This is a genomic window from Streptomyces sp. NPDC006393, from assembly GCF_040628575.1.
In the GTDB taxonomy this organism is placed as follows: Bacteria; Actinomycetota; Actinomycetes; order Streptomycetales; family Streptomycetaceae; genus Streptomyces.
Window position 1 is genome coordinate 1 of the sequence record NZ_JBEXZD010000095.1, and the last position, 19,304, is coordinate 19,304.

Annotated in this window: 19 protein-coding genes, 1 tRNA gene and 1 pseudogene; 14 read left to right on the forward strand and 7 right to left on the reverse strand. The window is 72.9% G+C overall.

Annotated elements, in window-relative coordinates:
- The first annotated feature begins 219 nt into the window (after positions 1-219).
- Positions 220-891, forward strand: a complete 672-nt coding sequence (locus ABZ484_RS29535; RefSeq protein WP_358868977.1) for an O-methyltransferase — start codon at positions 220-222, stop codon at positions 889-891.
- Between the two features lie 27 nt (positions 892-918).
- On the opposite strand, the gene ABZ484_RS29540 is transcribed toward ABZ484_RS29535, so the two are convergent.
- Positions 919-1,311: a hypothetical protein gene (locus tag ABZ484_RS29540; protein ID WP_358868978.1), complete on the reverse strand. Its 393-nt coding sequence runs from the start codon at positions 1,309-1,311 to the stop codon at positions 919-921.
- Positions 1,312-1,472: 161 nt separating this feature from the next.
- Here ABZ484_RS29540 and ABZ484_RS29545 point away from each other — a divergent pair, with 161 nt between their 5' ends.
- Entirely contained in the window at positions 1,473-1,910 is a 438-nt protein-coding gene (locus ABZ484_RS29545) for a DUF1992 domain-containing protein (RefSeq protein ID WP_358868979.1), read from the forward strand.
- Between the two features lie 109 nt (positions 1,911-2,019).
- Positions 2,020-2,511 carry a GNAT family N-acetyltransferase gene (locus tag ABZ484_RS29550; RefSeq protein ID WP_358868980.1) on the forward strand — a complete coding sequence of 164 codons (492 nt, stop codon included), beginning with the start codon at positions 2,020-2,022 and terminating at the stop codon, positions 2,509-2,511.
- Positions 2,512-2,595: 84 nt separating this feature from the next.
- On the opposite strand, the gene ABZ484_RS29555 is transcribed toward ABZ484_RS29550, so the two are convergent.
- Positions 2,596-4,710: an MDR family MFS transporter gene (locus ABZ484_RS29555; protein WP_358868981.1), complete on the reverse strand. Its 2,115-nt coding sequence runs from the start codon at positions 4,708-4,710 to the stop codon at positions 2,596-2,598.
- 161 nt (positions 4,711-4,871) lie between these two features.
- Between ABZ484_RS29555 and ABZ484_RS29560 the strand changes: the two are divergent.
- Both ABZ484_RS29560 and ABZ484_RS29565 read left to right on the forward strand, forming a co-directional pair.
- Positions 4,872-5,048 (forward strand): annotated as a pseudogene (locus ABZ484_RS29560) (peptidoglycan-binding protein); the annotation flags it as partial.
- A gap of 591 nt (positions 5,049-5,639) precedes the next feature.
- Positions 5,640-6,935: a peptidoglycan-binding protein gene (locus ABZ484_RS29565; RefSeq protein WP_358869001.1), complete on the forward strand. Its 1,296-nt coding sequence runs from the start codon at positions 5,640-5,642 to the stop codon at positions 6,933-6,935.
- 90 nt (positions 6,936-7,025) lie between these two features.
- Here ABZ484_RS29565 and ABZ484_RS29570 read toward each other — a convergent pair whose 3' ends face one another.
- Positions 7,026-7,685, reverse strand: coding sequence for an HAD-IA family hydrolase (locus tag ABZ484_RS29570; protein ID WP_358868982.1), 660 nt, complete (start codon positions 7,683-7,685; stop codon positions 7,026-7,028).
- Between the two features lie 203 nt (positions 7,686-7,888).
- Entirely contained in the window at positions 7,889-8,467 is a 579-nt protein-coding gene (locus ABZ484_RS29575) for a TMEM165/GDT1 family protein (RefSeq protein ID WP_358868983.1), read from the reverse strand.
- Between the two features lie 388 nt (positions 8,468-8,855).
- On the opposite strand from ABZ484_RS29575, the gene ABZ484_RS29580 reads away from it, so the two are divergent.
- The 4 genes from ABZ484_RS29580 (at position 8,856) to ABZ484_RS29595 (ending at position 13,019) form a co-directional block, all read left to right on the forward strand.
- Entirely contained in the window at positions 8,856-9,509 is a 654-nt protein-coding gene (locus ABZ484_RS29580; protein WP_358868984.1) for an HNH endonuclease family protein, read from the forward strand.
- Between the two features lie 114 nt (positions 9,510-9,623).
- Positions 9,624-11,267: an alkaline phosphatase D family protein gene (locus tag ABZ484_RS29585; RefSeq protein ID WP_358868985.1), complete on the forward strand. Its 1,644-nt coding sequence runs from the start codon at positions 9,624-9,626 to the stop codon at positions 11,265-11,267.
- Positions 11,268-11,553: 286 nt separating this feature from the next.
- On the forward strand, positions 11,554-12,006 hold the full coding sequence (locus ABZ484_RS29590; protein ID WP_358869002.1) for a DoxX family protein: 453 nt from the start codon (positions 11,554-11,556) through the stop codon (positions 12,004-12,006).
- Positions 12,007-12,377: 371 nt separating this feature from the next.
- Positions 12,378-13,019, forward strand: a complete 642-nt coding sequence (locus ABZ484_RS29595) for a VTT domain-containing protein (RefSeq protein WP_358868986.1) — start codon at positions 12,378-12,380, stop codon at positions 13,017-13,019.
- 26 nt (positions 13,020-13,045) lie between these two features.
- Here ABZ484_RS29595 and ABZ484_RS29600 read toward each other — a convergent pair whose 3' ends face one another.
- Positions 13,046-13,285 carry a DUF2277 domain-containing protein gene (locus ABZ484_RS29600; RefSeq protein WP_358868987.1) on the reverse strand — a complete coding sequence of 80 codons (240 nt, stop codon included), beginning with the start codon at positions 13,283-13,285 and terminating at the stop codon, positions 13,046-13,048.
- Between the two features lie 178 nt (positions 13,286-13,463).
- Here ABZ484_RS29600 and ABZ484_RS29605 point away from each other — a divergent pair, with 178 nt between their 5' ends.
- Complete coding sequence (locus ABZ484_RS29605) at positions 13,464-14,252, forward strand: MBL fold metallo-hydrolase (RefSeq protein WP_358868988.1); 789 nt, start codon at positions 13,464-13,466, stop codon at positions 14,250-14,252.
- A gap of 110 nt (positions 14,253-14,362) precedes the next feature.
- Here ABZ484_RS29605 and ABZ484_RS29610 read toward each other — a convergent pair whose 3' ends face one another.
- Entirely contained in the window at positions 14,363-14,872 is a 510-nt protein-coding gene (locus ABZ484_RS29610; RefSeq protein ID WP_358869003.1) for a GNAT family N-acetyltransferase, read from the reverse strand.
- 158 nt (positions 14,873-15,030) lie between these two features.
- On the opposite strand from ABZ484_RS29610, the gene ABZ484_RS29615 reads away from it, so the two are divergent.
- From ABZ484_RS29615 to ABZ484_RS29630, 4 genes are all read left to right on the forward strand, one after another.
- The gene (locus ABZ484_RS29615) at positions 15,031-15,381 is read left to right on the forward strand and encodes a hypothetical protein (RefSeq protein WP_358868989.1); all 351 of its coding nucleotides are present in this window, start codon (positions 15,031-15,033) and stop codon (positions 15,379-15,381) included.
- A 93-nt stretch (positions 15,382-15,474) separates the two neighbouring features.
- Positions 15,475-15,549 (forward strand) — tRNA-Val (locus ABZ484_RS29620).
- A gap of 213 nt (positions 15,550-15,762) precedes the next feature.
- A complete protein-coding gene (locus ABZ484_RS29625; RefSeq protein ID WP_358868990.1) occupies positions 15,763-16,533 on the forward strand; it encodes a DUF4097 family beta strand repeat-containing protein in 771 nt (256 codons plus the stop codon).
- 72 nt (positions 16,534-16,605) lie between these two features.
- Positions 16,606-17,955, forward strand: coding sequence for a hypothetical protein (locus ABZ484_RS29630; protein WP_358868991.1), 1,350 nt, complete (start codon positions 16,606-16,608; stop codon positions 17,953-17,955).
- Between the two features lie 87 nt (positions 17,956-18,042).
- On the opposite strand, the gene ABZ484_RS29635 is transcribed toward ABZ484_RS29630, so the two are convergent.
- Complete coding sequence (locus ABZ484_RS29635; RefSeq protein WP_358869004.1) at positions 18,043-19,164, reverse strand: amidase domain-containing protein; 1,122 nt, start codon at positions 19,162-19,164, stop codon at positions 18,043-18,045.
- Positions 19,165-19,304: the final 140 nt, after the last annotated feature.

Here is a 19,304-nt window from a genome sequence, read left to right on the forward strand (position 1 = left end):
GCGCTTTTCTTTTGTGGTCTGGTGGGGGGGGGGCGGGGGTGTTGCGCCGGGGGGGGGGGGGGGGCGCCGTGGGCGCGTGGGGCGGGGGGGGGCCCGCCCCCCCCCCCCACCGCCCTCCACCGCTAGTCTGAAATTCCCGGAGAATCCCCCAGTCCCCGGCTATATTTCGTGAGTGCAGCTAGTTAGGACATCTAACTAGGCAAACGAAAGGTTTGGTGCATGAGCGACCCGCAGCTCTGGGACGAGGTCGACAGCTACTTCTCCACGCTGCTCTCCCCGGAGGACGAAGCGCTTCAGGCCACACAGCGCGACAGCGACTCGGAGGGCCTGCCGCACATCAACGTCACGCCGAACCAGGGCAAGCTGCTCCAGCTCCTGGCCCGGCTCCAAGGCGCCCGCACGGTCCTGGAGATCGGCACGCTCGGCGGCTACAGCACCATCTGGCTGGCCCGCGCGCTCCCCGAGGACGGCCTGCTGATCACCCTGGAGTACGACGCGCACCACGCCGACGTGGCCCGCCGCAACATCGCGTACGCCGGCCTCGACCGGATCGCGGAGGTGCGGGTCGGCCCGGCCCTGGAGTCGCTGCCCAAGCTCGCCGACGAGAACCCGCCCCCCTTCGACCTGGTCTTCATCGACGCCGACAAGGCCAACAACCCGCACTACGTGGAGTGGGCCCTCCGGCTGACCCGCGCGGGCAGCCTGATCATCCTGGACAACGTGGTACGCGGCGGCGAGGTGACCGACCCGTCCAGCACCGACCCGAGCGTGCGCGGCACCCGCGCCGCCCTGGAACTCATCGCCGGACACCCGAGGCTGGAGGGCACGGCGATCCAGACGGTGGGCAGCAAGGGCTACGACGGCTTCGCCCTGGCCCGGGTCCTGGCCTGAGGGATCAGCGCGCGCACCTCTGTGCCTCTACACCTCCTGATAGAAGCCGACGTTGACGCTGCGCGGGCTCGTGCGGTCCTGGACGACGATCTCGCCGGAGCCGCCCCGGGGCAGCCGGACCGTGCCGCCGTAGGCGAGGGCCTGGGTGTGCTCGCCGGACGTCAGACGGACCTCGGAGGACGGATCCGGATGCGAGCCGCGCAGCCAGGTCAGCTGCCAGACGCCGTCGGGCCCGCACAGGAACTCCAGGTGGACCCGGGAGACGAACAGCCAGTCCGCGGGCGCCACCAGGCGGCACACGGCCCCGTCCCGGCCCACCCGCAGCACGGCGCCCGGGTCGCTGGGCGCGTCGGCCATCAGCATGCCGGCCGTGGCGCCCGCGTCCGTCCCGGAGACGGAGGCCATGGTGAGTTCGAGCACGTGCGCTCCTCGTGTTCGGGCGCCGGGCCGCTGCCCGCGCAACTGCCTCTGCCTCTGCGCGTGCTCGGCCGCGGGGCCAATGCCGGTGGCGGAGCGCCTGATTGACGCACCGCGCGGCATGATAAATCGACCGGCCGTGGCGCGTCCGGCACAATGGGCTCATGACCGAGCGAAAGCCACCGGGTGTTCCGTTCGAGTCCTGGGTCGAGAAGGAGATCCGTGACGCACAGGGGCGGGGCGACTTCGACCGGTTGCCGGGCGCGGGCAAGCCGCTGCCGGACGACATGACGTACGACGAACTGTGGTGGATCAAGCGGAAGATGGCCCGCGAGGGCCTGTCCGTCCTGCCGCCGACGCTGGCCCTGCGCAAGGAGGCCGAGGACGCCCTGGCGGCGGCCTACGCGGCCCCCTCGGAACGGATCGTGCGGAAGGTCATCGCCGAGATCAACACCAAGATCCTCGACATGATGCTCAAGCCCCCGCCCGGCCCTCCGCTGGGCCTGAAGCGGTACGACGTCGAGGAAGTCGTCCACGAGTGGCGGCGACGGCGGGCGTCTCGGGCGGCGGCCGAGCACGAGCAGGCGACCGAGCACGGGTAGTCGGCTGAGCACGAGTAGGCGATCGAGCAGGAGCAGGTGACCGCCGGGGGCGGGCGTCGTCGGATATCCGGTTGCGCCGCCGCTGGGCCCGCTCGCGACAATGTCCGGCATGACCTGGACCGTCGCCCCCGAGCCGTACGACTCGCCCGCCGCCGCCGCGCTGTGGCGGGCGTACTACACCGAGGTCAGCGACCGCTGGTACCTCTTCCACGAGGGACACCGCACCGATCCAGACGAGCTGGAGCGGGAGGTCGCCGCCCGCACCGGTGCCGAACTCGCGCCGCCCACGGGGCAGTTGCTGCTCGCGCGGTACGACGGCCGACCGGCCGGTACCGCGGGCGTGCGGCTGCTGGACGCGGCGACCGCCGAGCTCACCCGGGTCTTCCTGCACCAGGAGCTGCGCGGCAGGGGCGGCGCGACCCTCCTGGTGACGGCGGCCGAGGACGCGGCCCGCGCGCTCGGCGCCCGGCGGATGATCCTCGACACCCGCAGCGACCTGGTGGAGGCCCGCACGCTGTACGCGCGCCTCGGCTACGAGGAGACCGCACGGCACAACGACGACCCGTACGCCGAGCACTGGTTCACCAAGCCCCTCGACTGACCCCGGGCCGACCGCGACCCGGTCCACCGATCCACTGGTCCACCTGGTCCACCCGGTCCACCCGGTCCACCGGTCCACCCGGCCTCACGCCAGGCGGGGCACCGGCCGTTCCCCCGGCTCCGCGTGCGGGCTTTCGGCGTCGGAGCCGCACAGCTCCTCGGTCAGCCCCTTCACCAGCTGCACCAGGTCGGTCTGCCGCTCGGGACCCCACCAGTCGCCGAGCAGTTCGGCGAGCGACTCCTCGCGGGCGTGTGCCAGCCGCTCGGCGACCTCCCGGCCCTGTGCGGTCAGTACGAGATCCAGGCCCTGGCGTTCGGCCAGGCGCCGCTCCTCCACCTGGCGGGCGGCCTCGATGATGACGTTCAGCGGGACGGGGCTGCGCTCGGCCAGCACGGCGGGCTCCACCCAGCCGTACTTCTTGATCCGCAGCACCAGCCAGCTCGCCGCGGGTTTCAGGTCGTAGCCGGCCCGCTCGGTGATTCTCCGGTACACCTCCCGGCGGCCCTCTCTGGTGCCCAGCACGGACAGCGCGCGGCACACCTCGTCGTACGAGGACCGCTCGACGGGGTTCGTGGCATAGGTCTCCGTGCCGTCGGGGGCCGTGACCGAGCCGCGCAGCCTGTCCTCCTTCAGGAACCAGGCCAGGACGAAGCCGAGCAGGGCGACCGGGGCGGCGTAGAGGAAGACGTCGGTGATGGCGGAGGCGTAGGCGTGCAGGGCGGCCGGGCGCAGCGCGGCCGGCAGGGCGGCGATGCCGCGCGGGTCGGACTTCAGGGAGTCCGCCGAGACCCCCGGGGGCAGCGCGGCGCCCCGGAAGGCGTCGGCGAGTTTGTCGCCGAGGCGGCCGGCGAAGACCGTGCCGAAGATGGCCACGCCGAAGGAGGCGCCGATGGAGCGGAAGAAGGTGGCACCGGAGGTGGCCACGCCCAGGTCCTCGTAGCTGACGGCGTTCTGCACGATCAGCACCAGCACCTGCATGACCAGGCCCAGGCCGAGGCCGAAGACGAAGAAGTAGCCGCTCATCTCGGCGGTGCTGCTGTGCTCGTCGAGCTGGTGCAGCAGGAGCAGGCCGAGGGTGGTGACGGCGGTGCCCAGGACCGGGAACACCTTCCAGCGGCCGGTGCGGCTGACGATCTGCCCGGAGCCGGTGGAGGCCAGCAGCATGCCGACCACCATCGGAAGCATGTGGACACCGGAGAGGGTCGGGGAGATGCCCCGCACGACCTGGAGGAAGGTCGGCAGGTAGGTCATCGCGCCGAACATGGCGAAGCCGACGATGAAGCTGATGACGGCGGAGAGGGTGAAGGTGCGGACGCGGAAGAGCTTGAGCGGCAGGACGGGTTCCGCCGCGCGGCGCTCCACGGCCACGAACACCACCGCGAGGACGACGCCCATCACCGCCAGGCCGATGACCTGCGGCGAGCCCCAGCCCCAGGTGGTGCCGCCGAGCGAGGCCACCAGGACCAGGCAGGTGGCGACCGAGGCGATGAGCAGGGTGCCCAGGTAGTCGATGACATGCTGCTGGGACTTGCGCGGGATGCGCAGGGCGGCGGCGATCACGGCGAGGGCGACGATGCCGACGGGCAGGTTGACGTAGAAGACCCAGCGCCAGCTCAGATGCTGGGTGAACAGTCCGCCGAGCAGCGGCCCGAGCACGCTGGTCGCGCCGAAGACGGCGCCGAACAGACCCTGGTAGCGGCCGCGGTCGCGGGGCGAGACGACGTCGCCGACGATCGCCATGGACAGCACGATGAGCCCGCCGCCGCCCAGGCCCTGGAGCGCCCGGAACGCGATCAGCTCGGGCATGTTCTGCGCCATCCCGCACAGCGCCGAGCCGATCAGGAAGATCACGATCGCGGTCTGGAAGAGCTTCTTGCGTCCGTACTGGTCACCGAGCTTGCCCCACAGCGGGGTCGCGGCGGTCGAGGCCAGCAGATAGGCGGTGACCACCCAGGACAGGTGCTCCAGGCCGCCGAGGTCGCTGACGATGGTGGGCAGCGCGGTCGACACGATCGTCTGGTCCAGCGCGGCCAGCAGCATGCCGAGGAGCAGCGCGCCGATCGAGACCAGGACGTTCCCGGGGACGTGTTCGTCCGGCCGGACCGGGGCGCCGACGTGAGCGGACCGGGCGCCGTCACCGTGCGGCACATCACCCGTGGTGCCCGTTATCCCGGTCCTGCCCTGCCCATCCCCGGCCATGGAGACCTCCCGACGCTTGCGTGACTTGTTCCATCCTCATCGGTGTGTCCCGCTATGGCCTGTCGAGTCCTGCTCGGAGGCCGCCATTCCGGGGGCTTCGGGGAGACGGTGTGGAGAGGATCTGCATAATCCTTGGAGTTCTCTAGGGGAGGGACCAACACGTGGAACAGCCGAACGGGCACGTCTGCCCGGAGTGCGGAGCACCCCGGGCGGCGGACAACTCCCCGTCGTGCGCCTGCGGCCGACGAGCAGCCGACGCCCTGCGCGACACCCGCACAGCCGAGGCAGCCGCGGCAGAGGACTTCGACCCCCTCCACATACGGCCATACGTGAACGTGCCCAGGACACCGGAGGCGACAGGAACTACCGGGGCCGCGGGGACTGTGCGAACTCCGGCAACAGCGGGCCCTACGGACGCCGCGGGCGTCACGGGAGTCACGGGCACTGCGGGGGACGCAGGGGGCCACGGGGGCGCTGGGCACAGCGGGCACTCCAGGGACAGAGGGGGCCACGGGGAGGCGGGGCACGGCGGGCACTCCGGGAACGCAGAGGGCCACGGGGGCACCGGGCACAGCGGGCACTCGGGGAACGCGGAGAGCCTGACGGGCGCGCAGGGCCGCGGGGGCGCGGGGCACAGCGGGCACTCCGGGAGCACGGAGGGTCTGGCGGGCGCACAGAGCCACGGGGGCGCGGGGCACGGCGGGCACTCCGGGAACGCAGGCGGCCACGGGGACGCGGGGCACAGCGCACGCTCCGGGAACGCGGAGAGCCTGACGGGCGCGCAGAGCCACGGGAACGCGGGGCACAGCGGGCACTCCGGGGACGTGGGCGGCGCGGAAGCTGCCGCGGCCGGCCGCCGGGAAGCGGGAGACGCCGGGGGCCCGGCGGACGGTGCGTACGGCACGGGCCATGACGATCGCGCCGAGGACATGGGCCAAACGGGGCAGACCGGCAGAGAGAGCGCGGGTGAAGCCCGTGACGAGAGCGGTACGGCGCACCCCGGCCGCGCGGACGGCACGGCACTCGGCTCCGGCTCCGGCTCCGGCTCCGGCTCCGGCTCCGGCTCCGGCTCCGGCTCCGGCTCCGGCTCCGGCTTCGGCGGTGTCGTACCCGTCTCCGGCGAGGGCGACACCGTACGTATCCCCCGCGTGCACGGCACCACGTACACACCCGGCGCCGACCGCACCCCCTACACCCCCGGCGACATCGGTGACGGCGCCACCGGACACACTCCCGGCACCCCCGGCAAGGCCGCCACCGGACACACCCCCGGCACCCCCGGCGACGCCGCCACCGGACACGCCCCCGGCGAGCGCGGTGCCGTGCGTACCTCCGGCTCCGGCGGCACCGTGCCCAGCCCCGGCAGCCCGGGCGTCACCGCGCCTTCCGAGGCGGAGACGCGGGCCGTGCCCGCCGTCGAGGCGACGATGCGGCTGCGGCCGGCCACGCTGCCCACTCCGCTGGCGCCGCGGGCGGGCGAGCCCAGCGCCTCGGACCTCAGCCTGTTCGACTCCGGCGGCGGCGACGGCGGCCCCTCGGGCGCGCCGGGCCGACCCGGCGTGGGCGAGGACGGGGCACGGGGACGCGCCGCGCGCGGTCGGCGTCGGCCCGGCGCCCTGCTCGCGGTGTCCGCAGCCGTGGTCGCGGTCGTGGCGGCGGCCGGGTACGCGAGCGGGCTGTTCTCGTACGAGTCCCCGGCGCGGGACGGCGCCGCGGCACAGGAGGTGAGGGAGAGCATCCCCGACGGCCCGACGCACGCGGCCCCGCCGTCCTCGCCGACGGCCACCGCCTCGTCGTCCTCGCCGTCGGTGTCCGCGTCGGCGAGCGCGTCGCCGTCCGGCAGCGCGAGTCCCTCGCCGTCCCCGTCGCCCTCGGCGACGAGTGCCTCGCCGACGCCGTCCCCGTCGGGTTCCGGATCCGGCACCGGGCCGGGCGCGGAGTCCCCCGCGCCGACCCAGACCGCGGCGACCGTCCGCGCCACGGCGACGCCGCCGCCCGCCGCGACCGTCCTGCGCCGGGGCGACCGCGGCTCCGAGGTGGCCGGACTCCAGCGGCGCCTGGCCCAGTTGTACCTGTACACCGGCCGGATCGACGGCGTCTTCGGCCAGCGGCTGGAGAACTCCGTACGCACCTACCAGTGGGCCCGCGGCGTCACCTCGGACGGCCTCGGGGTCTACGGCCTGGCGACACGGGCGAGCCTGGAGTCGGAGACTTCGCTCTCCTGACGCCGGCCGATGTGCGGGCGGGACGTCGACTCGAGACGTCGACTCGAGACATCAGCTCAAGACCCCGGCTCAAGACCCAGGCTCGAGACGTCAGCCGATGTGCAGACGGACGGCGCCGGACTCCGCCCGCTCGACGCGGACCTGGGTGAGGTCCCGTACCACCACGTCCGGGCGGTGGATGCCGGCGCGCGGGCCGACGCCGACCACGCGCATCCCGGCGGCCCGGCCGGCCGCGATGCCCGCGCCGGAGTCCTCGAAGACGACGCAGTCGGCGGGGGCGACGCCCAGTTCGGCGGCGCCCTTCAGGAACCCCTCGGGGTCGGGCTTGCTCGCACCGACGGACTCGGCGGTGACGCGCACGTCGGGCAGCGCCAGGCCGGCGGCGGCCATCCGGGCGGTGGACAGGCCCACGTCCGCGGAGGTCACGAGCGCGTGCGGCACCCCGCGCAGGGAGGCGAGGAACTCCGGCGCGCCGGGCACCGGGACGACGCCGTCCATGTCGGCGGTCTCCTCGGCGAGCATGCGGGCGTTGTCGGCGAGGTTCTGCTCCTTGGACCGGTGCGGCAGCAGCACCGCCATCGAGGCATGGCCCTGGCGGCCGTGGACGACCTTCAGGACCTCGTCGCCGTCCAGACCGTGCCGGTCGGCCCAGCGCCGCCAGATCCGTTCCACGACGGCGTCGGAATTGACGAGGGTGCCGTCCATGTCCAGCAGGAGGGCGTGGGCGGTGAGCACGGCGGTGGCCGTCATCGGCGACTCCAAGGCGCGGGCGGAGGGGGCGTACGGATGGGCCCCGGGTGCCCCCCGGAGACCCCGGAGGGACAAGGCGGCCCCGCCCGCCGGTCAGGGGAAGCGGGCGGGAACCACTTTGTTTCTCTACGGTACAAAATCAACCCGCATCCCGCCAGCGCCCCAGCGGCCGGCCATCCCTAGGCGGCCCTCCCGCCGCCCGCTCAGGCCACCGCCTCCCACAGGCTCCACACGCCGAGCGCGGCCATGAGCATGGCCGCGATCTTGGTGATGAGGGCCAGCGGGACCCGCTTCATCAGCGCCTTTCCGCCCACGATGCCGAGGCCCGCCACCGCCCAGAGGGCCAGCACCGCACCCAGACCGACGGAGACCGGGTCGTCGTAGCGGGCCGCGAGGTTCGCCGTCATGATCTGGGTGAGGTCGCCGAACTCGGCGACGAGGATGAGCATGAACCCGGTCCCGGCGACCTTCCAGAAGGACTGGTCCTCGGGCCGGCGGATCTCCTCCTCGCCGTCGTCCCTCTTGAGCAGCAGCACCGCCGCGCCGCCGAGGAAGAGCACCCCGGTGAGCGCGTGCACGATCCGCTGCGGCAGCAGGGTCAGCGCGCTGCCCGCCGCCACGGCGAGGGCCACGTGCAGCAGGAACGCGGCGGCGACGCCCGCGAAGACGTACGAGGCGCGGTAGCGGGTGCCGAGGACGAGTCCCGCGAGGGCCGTCTTGTCCGGCAGTTCGGCGAGGAAGACGACACCGAAGACGAGCGCCAGGACGCTGAGACTGATCATTCCTTCTCAATCGGTCGGGGCCACCCGGCCGAGAGGGTGTGACGTTCGCGATCAGACGCCTCGGCAGGGCAGCACACGGATGCACCCGTGCCGTACGCACGGGTGTGCACTGCTTGCCGAAGGTCTCGCCGGCCGACCTCACCGTCCTACGGTGCGAGGTCCGCCTCCGGGCGCCGGCTCAGGCGGGCTGAGCAGTATGTCGACGGTCCGGCGAAGGGCTACTCCCCCTCTGCGCCGCCCATGGTACGGGATCCGAAAGTTCAGCCGCGAACCTTGTCGTGTCATGAACGCGTCACTAGCTTCTTACCGGACACACACCTCCCCGCAACGCGGCGCCGCGAGCATTCCCTCGCTCGCCCCTGACACCCCACCCCAAAAGGGAGTTCACGTGACTCGTTCCGCCAAGGTCTACGCGCGTCGACGGCTGAGCATACTCGCGGCCCTCACCGGACTCATAGCCTCCGTCGCGCTCTTCAACTCACCGGCCGCCTCCGCCGCCCTCCCCACGCCGGTCAGCGCCTCCACCGCCCGCGGCTACCTCTCCACCCTCACCGTGGCCGCCGAGAACCGCACCGGTTACAGCCGCGACCTGTTCCCGACCTGGATCACCATCTCCGGCACCTGCAACACCCGCGAGTGGATCCTCAAGCGGGACGGCACGAACGTCGTCACCGACTCCTCCTGCGCCGCCACCAGCGGCAGCTGGTACTCCCCCTACGACGGCGCGACCTGGACCGCCGCCTCCGACCTGGACATCGACCACCTCGTGCCGCTGGCCGAGGCCTGGGACTCCGGCGCGAGCAAGTGGACCACCTCGCAGCGCCAGGCCTTCGCCAACGACGTCACCCGGCCCCAGCTCCTCGCCGTCACCGACAACGTCAACCAGTCCAAGGGCGACCAGGACCCGGCGACCTGGATGCCGTCCCGGACCGCGTACCGCTGCACGTACGTCCGCGCCTGGGTGCAGGTGAAGTACTACTACCACCTCTCGGTCGACTCGGCGGAGAAGAGCGCCCTCCAGAACTACCTCGCCGGCTGCTGATCGCACGGGTCTGTCCGCCCTCCGCCGTCGTTGCATACGGTACGGATCGACGGTGGAGGGAGGGCGAGGCCCTTTGGGGCCGGCCCGCCCATCAGGAGGGAGCGGGGGATCGCCGTGGCCGGACTGCGCCTGGGACCACTGCTGAGGTACGTCGACGACTCGTCCGCGACCGTGTGGGTCGAGGCGAGCCGGCCGTGCACCGCCGAGGTCCGCTGCTCAGACGGCGCCGGCGGCACCGCCCGCACCTTCCAGATCGAGGGCCATCACTACGCCGTCGTCCCGGTGACCGGTCTCACGCCCGGCACGTCGGTGCCGTACGAGGTCGTGCTCGACGGCACCCGCGTGTGGCCGCTGCCCGACTCACCCTTCCCGCCCTCCGTCATCCACGTGCCCGGCCCCGGCGAGGGGCTCCGGGTCGCCTTCGGGTCGTGCCGCTGGGCGGCGCCCCCGGCGGACGGCAAGGACCCGGCCGGGCCGGACGCGCTGGACGCACTGGCGGCGCGGATCGCCGCCGCCCCCGAGGGCGAGCGCCCCGACGTGCTGCTGCTCCTGGGCGACCAGGTCTACGCCGACGAGACCTCCGAGGCGACCCGGCGCCGGCTCGCCGCCCGCCGCGACCCTGCCGACCCTCCGGGCAGCGAGGTGGCGGACTACGAGGAGTACACCGGGCTCTACCACGAGTCGTGGCGCGACCCGGAGGTGCGCTGGCTGCTGTCCACCGTGCCCAGCTGCATGATCTTCGACGATCACGACGTCATCGACGACTGGAACACCTCCGCCGCCTGGCTCGCCGACATGCGGGCCACCCACTGGTGGCGGGAGCGGCTGCTGAGCGGCCTGATGTCCTACTGGGTGCACCAGCACCTGGGCAACCTCTCCCCCGCCGAGCTGGCCGCCGACCCGGTCTACGCCGCCGTACGGGCGACCCCGGACGGCACCCACGCGCTGCGGACCTTCGCCGCCCGCGCGGAGGCCGAACCGGCCTCGGCGCGCTGGAGCTACCGCCGTGACTTCGGGCGGGTCCGGGTGCTGATGGTGGACACGCGGGCGGCCCGGGTCCTGGACGAGGACGACCGGGCGATGCTCGATCCCGCAGAGGCCGGGTGGCTGCGGGACCAGGCGCTCGCGGACCTCGGCTCCTGCGACCACCTCCTGATCGGCACCTCGCTGCCCTGGCTGCTGCCCCACCTCGTGCACGACGCCGAGGCGTGGAACGCGGCACTGTGCCGGGGCGGGCGGGGCCCGCGCTGGGCGCGGCTCGGTGAGCGGCTGCGGCGGCGCGCGGACCTGGAGCACTGGGCGGCGTTCCCGGCGTCCTTCGAGGCGCTGGCCGAGCTGATCGGGGAGGCGGGGTCGGCCCCGGGGGCGCCCGCGACGATCTGCGTGCTCTCCGGTGACGTCCATCACGCCTACGTCGCCGAGCCCGCGTGGCGGTCACGGCCGATGGGCTCCCGGGTGGTGCAGCTCACCTGTTCCCCGGTGCACAACTCCGTGCCGCTCTCGATGCGTCTGGGCTTCCGCTTCGGCTGGAGCGCGGCGGCGCGGGCCCTGGGACGGCTTCTCGCCCGGCACGGCAACTGTGTCGAGCCATCCGTGACCTGGCGGCGCACGGGCGGTCCCTGGTTCGGCAACCAGTTCATGACCCTCACACTGCACGGTCGTTCAGCACGGCTGCGGCTGGAGCGGGCCCGGGCGCAGGCGGCGGCGGGTGGGCCGTCGCGGCTCGAGACGACGGCCGAGCGCGAACTCGCCCGGTAGGGCGCGGGTGGTCCACTCAGTGGCACGCCCCGTTGTCCCCGATTGTCCGCGGCACCACCCGCTCGCGCACTTCCCGCATTCCGCGTCGTACCACCGCAAACAAAACGGCAAACGGAACCTTCCGCACGGCCTGAATTGGCCAGATGTTGAACTTGCAAGCACTGATTAGGGAGACCTAATCTGTTCAGCTGTTCGAACACTCGTCCTGTGCCGGCACCCCCTGCCTCCCCATGCGCCGGCACTCCCCTGACCGGCTCCCTAGAAGGAGACTCCCCACATGACCGGCCTGACCGGACGCCTCAACTCCACACAGCCGTACGCCCTCGGCCTCTACCGCGTCGTCGTGGGCCTGCTGTTCACCTGCCACGGTGCCGCCTCGCTGTTCGGTGTGCTCGGCGGGGCGATGGGCACCCATGCCGGCACCATCGCGACCGGCACCTGGCCGGGCTGGTACGCGGCGGTGATCCAGCTGGTCGGCGGCGCTTTCGTCCTGCTGGGACTGGGCACCCGCGCCGCCGCGTTCATCGCCTCCGGATCCATGGCCTTCGCCTACTTCGACATCCACCAGAAGGCGGCGCTGTGGCCGATCGAGAACGGCGGTGAGGCCTCGGTGATGTTCTGCTGGGCCTTCCTGCTGCTCGTCTTCACCGGCTCCGGCGCGTTCGGGCTGGACACGCTGCTCGCCCGGCGCTGGGCGCAGCAGCAGCCCACGGCCGAGCAGACGCCGGTCGCGGTCTGACGGCGAGGCCCGCGACCGGTCGCGGCCTGACGGGTCGCGGCCTGACCGGTCGTCACCGGACCGGTCACGGCCCGGCGGTCCGAGAATCCGGCGGTCCGAGAATCCGGCGGTCGACTCCCGGGGCGGGTGTCGGCCGGCAGAGGCTCGGGCCGCCGTTTCGTGGCTTGTCGGCGCCGTTCTCGGACCTGTCTGCGACGCCGTTCTGCCGTCGTTTCGACGTCCTTTCGGGGCAACAGCGAACACATATGCCCCCGACGCACCCCCTGTCACATCCGCGGCGTACGCTGTATGGCTGTTCACAGGCCGCCCCTGCCGCTCCCCCGCGACGTCGCGGCACGGTCCGGTCCACGGGGGAGTTCAGGGAGTCGTCGGTGCTGGAGAGTCTGGCGAGGGTGGGGTCGCTCACCGGCGCACCATGGATCTATGTCGTGGTGGCGCTGTCGGTGCTGCTCGACGTCTTCCTGCCCGTCCTGCCCAGCGGGGTGCTGATCGTCACCGCGGCCACTGCGGCCGCCGCCGGTTCCGGCGCCGCGACGGGACAGGTCCCGGGGGACGTGCCCGACATCCTGGCACTGATCCTGTGCGCGGCGACGGCGTCGGTGCTGGGCGACCTCGTCGCCTACCGGCTGGCCTGGCGCGGCGGCGCGCGGCTGGACCGCGCGATCGCCCGTTCCCGCAGGCTCAGCACGGCGCAGGAACGACTCGGCGCCGCCCTGTCCCGAGGTGGCGGCGGCGCGCTGGTCGTGATCGCCCGCTTCGCCCCGGCCGGCCGCTCGGTCGTCTCCTTCAGCGCCGGCGCGACGCATCGCCGCGTCCGGGAGTTCCTGCCCTGGTCCGCCCTCGCCGGTCTGTCCTGGGCCGCCTACAGCGTCGCCCTCGGCTACTTCGGCACGCGCTGGCTGGGCGCCGCCTGGCTGGCGACGGGCGTGTCGGTGGCGGCCCTGTTCGCGGCGGGCGCGGTAGCGGCGTATCTGATGCGCAGGGCGCCGGCGGGCCCTGAGGCGTCGCCCTAGGAAGCCAAGGGCCTCAAAGCGCTGCCTCAGGAGCTGACGGAGCCTCGCGCCGCCGCCTGGCCCCGTACCTCCAGCCCTGCCAGCAGTTCCTCCGTCGCCGCCGCGATCGCCTCGACCGCGTGGTCGAAGACCTCCCGGTTGTGCGCGGCGGGGGCCCGGAACCCCGAGACCTTCCGCACGAACTGGAGCGCGGCGGCCCGGATCTCCTCCTGGGTCGCCTCCTCGGGCAACGCGGGCGGACGCAGTGTCTTGATACTCCTGCACATGGGTCCAGTCTCTCCTGTCCGCCGTTCGGTGTCCGGCGTTCGGTGTCCGGCGTTCGGCGTCGGCTGTTCCCGTCCGCCGCTCCGTGTCCTGCGTCGTCCTGCGTCGTACGTCCTGCGTCGCGGACCTGCCGCGCCCGGCGGAAGGAATACCTCCGGTCTGCCTCAACTTGCACTGGACATGACGACCGTGGAGATCACCTACATCGGCGGCCCGACCGCTGTCATCGAGCTCGCCGGCCTGCGCCTGCTCACCGACCCCACCTTCGACGCCCCCGGCGCCTACCCGGTCGGCTCGCGTGAGCTGACCAAGACGACCGGCCCGGCCCGCCGGCCCGACGACATCGGCCCGGTCGACGCGGTGCTGCTCTCCCACGACCAGCACCCGGACAACCTCGACACCTCCGGCCGTGCCCACCTCAAGGCCGCCCCTGTGGCCCTGTCCACGCCGTCGGCCGAGGCCCGCCTGGGCGCACCCGTGCGGGCGCTCGGCCCCTGGGAGCGCGTCGAGCTGCCGCTGCCCGGCGACGGGGTCCTCCACGTCACCGCCGTCCCCGCCCTGCACGGCCCCGTGGGCTCCGAAGCCCTCGTCGGCGAGGTGACCGGCTTCGTCCTCTCCGGCGACGACCTGCCCAAGGTCTACGTCAGCGGCGACAACGCCTCCCTGGACCTCGTCCGCGAGATCGCCCGCCGCGAGGGCCCCTTCGACATCGCCGTGCTCTTCGCGGGCGCCGCGCGGACCCCTCTCGTCCCGGACGCCCCGCTGACCCTCACCAGCGCGCAGGCGGCCGAGGCCGCCCGGATCCTCGGTGCCCGTCATGTCGTGCCGCTGCACTTCGAGCACTGGGCGCACTTCACCGAGGACGGCCCCGCTCTGACGAAGGCCTTCGCCGAGGCGGGACTCACCGAGCGGCTGCACCTGCTCGCCCCCGGCGCCTCCGTCCGGATGTCCGTGGTGGACGCGCTGTGACGCGGGAGCTCGTGACGCGGGAGCTCGTGGCGCGGGAGCTCACGCCGAGGCGGTGACCTGCCGCTGGCCGGCTCCGTGCCCCTGCTTGGATCGGCGGCGCGGGGTACTGATCAGGAGGCGAGGTCGATCCGCCAGTCGTTCGACCTGAGCCAGTGCCCCTTCGGATACTCGAAGTCCACCGGTCCGAGCAGGGTGAACCCGGCCGCGCGGCACACCGAATTCGAGGCGGGGTGGTCGACGCTCGGATACGCGTGCAGATACCTGTGCCGGCCGGCGGCACGCGCCTCGGCCACGACGGCCCGTGCCGCCCGCGCCGCCAGCCCACGCCCCTGGAACGCGGGTGATATCCCCCACCCGGTCTCCCAGACGGTGGTGTCACGCCACTGCCGCTCCCAGAACCCGATGACGCCCACGGCCTGCCCGCTGTCCGCCAGCACCGCCCGGTACATCCGCCCCGCCGCCGGCTCCAGGTAACGCCGGTGGCGGGAGGCGAGCTTCTCCTCGCTCTCCGGGCCGCCCAGGTGCGCGGTCATCTCGGGGCTGTTGTGCAGCCGCAGCAGCCAGAAGTCGTCCTCGGCCCACGGCTCCAGCCGTAGCGCCGACCCCTCCGCCTTGCCCATGTCGCCACCGTCCCCGTCCGCTCCGTGCCCCGCTGTCTCCATTCCGCCACCGTAGGACAGGGGTCTGACAACGGGCCGCCCGCGACGGGGGAACCTCGAACACATGAGCCCATCGAAGCGAGTCGCGACCCGAAATCGAACAGGCGTAGCATTGCGGCGTGGCTACGCCCTATGACTTCCCGAGTGACCTCCTGGCCGGCCAGGAGGAGCTGCATCAGGTCCGGGCCGAGCTCGCGGCCCTGCTCAAACGGCTGCCCTGGTCGGTCGAACCGCTGGACGGTTTCAGTGACGCGGGCGGCTGGCGCAAGGTGGAGCGCCCGGCCTCCCCCGGCTGGACCGCCGACGAGCAGGCCGAGGTCGAAAAGCTCCGCCGGCGGGAGCACGAACTCGCCGTGTTCGTCACCACCCACCGGTACTGGTCCGAGTTCACCGGCCCCGACCGCATCGACGCCCGCAGCCGGCTCAAGCACGTCCGTGAGGACCCGGAGGACGGGGAGGGGAGCGCGTGAGGCGCCCGCCGCCCCGCCGCTCCGGTCGCCCGAGCCGCGCACAACCGGTTTGCGGGGCAGTCCCCCTGGCAGGGTAGGCTGTCCACTCGTCCCGGGTGCGTAGCTCAGGGGTAGAGCGCCTGCCTTACAAGCAGGATGTCGGCGGTTCGAAACCGTCCGCGCCCACCAGTCGCAGGACACACGCAAGGCCCAGATCCCTCGGGTGACACCCGTCGGTCTGGGCCTTCGTCGTCTCCCCGAGGAGCCCTGCGGGGGTTATCCCCACCCCGAACCCGGCAGCGCTCCGGATTCTCCCGCCGGACGGCGCTTCCTACGCTCGAAGCGATCAACTGCTCGTCGTCCACACCAGGACTCGTCGTCCACACCACGGGGGAGACCGCCATGTCCCGCACCGTTCCCGTCCGTGCCGTCGCCGTCACCGGCGTCGTCGCGGCCCTGCTCGCCACGGCCACGGCCTGCGGCGCCTCGGCCGGCGACGACAAGCATCCCGACCACCGCTCCTTCGCCCTGCACGGCCGCACCCTGACCGTCGACTCCGACGACTCGGCCCTGGAGATCGTCGCCGCCGACGGCAACAAGGCGGGAGTCGTCCAGGTCACCCGGTGGTTCCAGGGGTCGGTGGCGGTCGGCGGCGACCCCAAGGTGACCTGGTCCATGAAGGACGACCGGCTGGTGCTGCGGATGAAGTGCTCCGGGGTCATCGCCGACTGCTCCGCCAAGCACCTCATCGAGGTGCCGCGCGGGATCACCGTGAAGGTCGAGGACGGGGACGGCAGCGTACGGGCGCACGGGTTCAAGGACCCGCTGAACGTCCACACCTCCGACGGGTCCGTGCACGTCACCGACTCCACCGGGCCGCTCCAGCTGCGCTCCGGCGACGGTTCCGTGCGTGCCGAGGTGTCCTCGCGCCAGGTGCGGGCCACCACCGGTGACGGCTCGGTCCGCCTTCAACTCGGCGTCGTGCCGGACCTGGTGGACTCGCGCTCCGGCGACGGCTCCGTCAGCATCGCGCTGCCCCGCGCCACGTACCGGGTGACGACGAAGACCGGCGACGGCTCCGTCCATGTCTCGGTGCCCCGCGACGACTCCAGCTCCCATGTGGTGTCCGCGCGCACGGGGGACGGCAGCGTTTCGGTGCGTACGGCGAACTGATCGGCCCGTGTGTTCGTCCTGTACAGGTGGGAGAATGAATCCACGCAGGGCGGAACAACGCGGGAGAGGGATGTGACGGCCACACCGGCGCGCGGGGGGACATCGGCGGCGTGTGACGTCCTCGTCCTGCTCGGGCTGCCCCTGCTCGCCGCGCTCGCGCTGCCCGCCGCCTTCGCGGGCGGCGGCACCCGGCGCTGGTTCGGCGGCCGGGCCGAGAGCCAGCGGGCCGAGGCCCAGGCGGCGAAGGACGCGGCGGCCGCCGCGTTCTACGAACTGGACACCGCCCAGCGCGACCTGCGGATCTCGATGGAGACGATCACGGCGGTCGACGACTCCCCCGCGGCGCGCCGGGCGGTCGCCGACTTCCAGGCGCTCGGCCGGCGGATCGACGAGGTCAGCCAACGCTACATCCAGGCCGTGGACGCGCAGGATCTCGACCGGGACGACCTGGAGGCCTCCGCCGCCGCCCAGGCGCGCGCCGGTCTGGTCGCCGCCAAGGACGAACTCCAGAACGCCCAACGGGAGCTGGACCGTTTCGCCAGTGGTCTCGGGCCGCTGCTCGGCAAGGCCGAGACCCGGCTGGCCCGGCTGGCACCCGCCGTGGAACGGGCCCGGCAGGCGCTGCGGGCCGCCGGCGATGCCCTGGACGCCGTGCGCGGCTCGGGCCTGAGGGCGGACGACCTGGCCGCCCGGCTCGCGGCGCTCGCCCCCGAGCTGACCAAGCTGAACCAGGGCGCGGGACAGCACGGTGTGGAGCAGACCCTGGAGCGTGCCGAACGGGTGGCGCGGGAGGCGGAGGCGATCCGGGCGGAGGCCGGGCGGCTGCCGGAGAGGGCCGCCGAGATCGACCACCGACTGGTGTCGCTGCGCACCCGGGCCGAGGCGCTGACCACCCGGGCCGGTCAGGTGGAGCCGGTGCTGAGCGAGCTGCGGCGCCGGTTCACGGCGCCCTGCTGGCAGGACCTCCAGCACGTGCCGGAGCTGGCCGCCGGCAATGTCCGGCAGGCCGAGCTGAAGCTGACGGAGGCGCAGGCCGCGCGTCACGCGCAGCGCTGGCCGGACGCGACCGCGCTGCTGTCGACGGTGCGGGCGCTGCTGAACACCACCGACGAGGCGGTCTCGGCCGCCGGGGACCGGCTGGCCCGGCTGAACGCGGTGCAGAAGGACCCGCAGGCGGAGATCGAGCGGACCCGGTTCGCGGTCCGGGACGCGCAGCGGCTGGCCATGACGGGCCGTACGACGCCGGATCCCCGGCACGCCGGCCCGCTGGACGAGGCCGTGACCCGGCTGGACCGGGCGGTGGCCGGCCTGGAGGGCCGCCATCCCGACTACTGGCACTTCCTGACGGAGACCGAGGCGGTCCGGCGGACGGCGGCCCAGGTGGTCGCGCGGATCCGCGAGGAGCGGGGAGCCGGCCACTGAGACGGGGAGCCGGCCGCTGAGACGGGGAGCCGGCCGCCGGGGCGAGGCCCCGCGACGGCCCGGCTCCCGCCCCCCGGGGGGCGCCGCTCAGGTGCGGTAGGCGTAGTAGTACGCGTTCGGGTACGACGCGATGAGGCTCGCCACCGACCGGTTGTAGGTGTTGGTGGAGTGGTACGACACGTACGGCACGCCCGAGACGCGCGACGTGACGATCATGGAGTGGTCCTTGGACCCGTCCCGGTTGAAGTCCATCTGCAGGACGTCACCGACGTCCAGCTGGTAGACGTACGGCAGGCTGGTGACCCGCTTGGAGGACAGGGCGAACCACGAGAACTCGTTGACGCCGACGAACGAGTCCGACTGGATGTCGGCGGTGCCGAACCACTTGTGCCAGTCGTCGGTGTAACCCGGGACGTGCTTCCAGCCGCCGGCCTTGAGGGACTGGCTGACGAAGTTGGTGCAGTCGCCGCCGGCACCCTGCCCGTCGAAGTTCGGGTAGGCCGGGTTGTAGCTGCTCCAGTACTTCTTCGCGTACGCGGCCATCGCCTTGTAGTCGTACGTACCGGAGGTCAGGTTCTTCGTCTTGGCCGGAGCGTTCTTCGCGGTGGACGAGCGGGTCGCCTCCGGCGGGCTGTCGTCGTCGGCCGTGGCCGGCGTGGCGACCTCCGGGGTGGCGGGCTGATTGACGGCGACACCGTCGTCGGTGTCCTTGATGCCGGTCAGCTGCCAGTTGCCGTGCTTGTCGGCCTGGAAGGACAGCTCGTGGTGGGCCTGGAAGCCGGTGGTCTTCGGCTCGTTGCCCCGCACCTTCTCGTACGTCAGGGTCGTGGTCTCGGTGACGGCGACCTTGGCGTGCCGGCCCTTCACCTGCGTGGCGTCCAGGGTCACGCTGGTGCTGGCCGAGCTGTACTTCTCGCCCAGCTGCGCCAGGCGGGACTTGCGGCCGCGCAGCTGGGACAGCGCGGAGTCCTCCGTGCGCGACTGCGTGCCGGACAGGCGGACCTTGCCGGAGAAGCGGGAGGTCCGCTGCTTGTCGTGCTTCCCGGACCGGCCGCTCCCGGTGTCGTCCACCAGGGCCTGGGTGCGGTCGGTGAAGACCGCGTCGGCGAGCTTCTGGAAGGTGGCCTTGGTGGCCGCGTCCACCGTCGGGTCGTCGGTGACCGCCGCGCCCGCGCTCCAGTTGGGCACCAGGGCCACGCCGGCGACCACCGAGGCGGCCGCGGCGGTGACTATGGTGGCGCGGCGCCGCTTACGGCTCAGTTTTCTTGATTTCAATGATGTTCCCCTCTACGCCGGTACACCTACCGGGCGGTCGCATCTTCGCATGACGCGCGTGGCGGGTGTGAAGA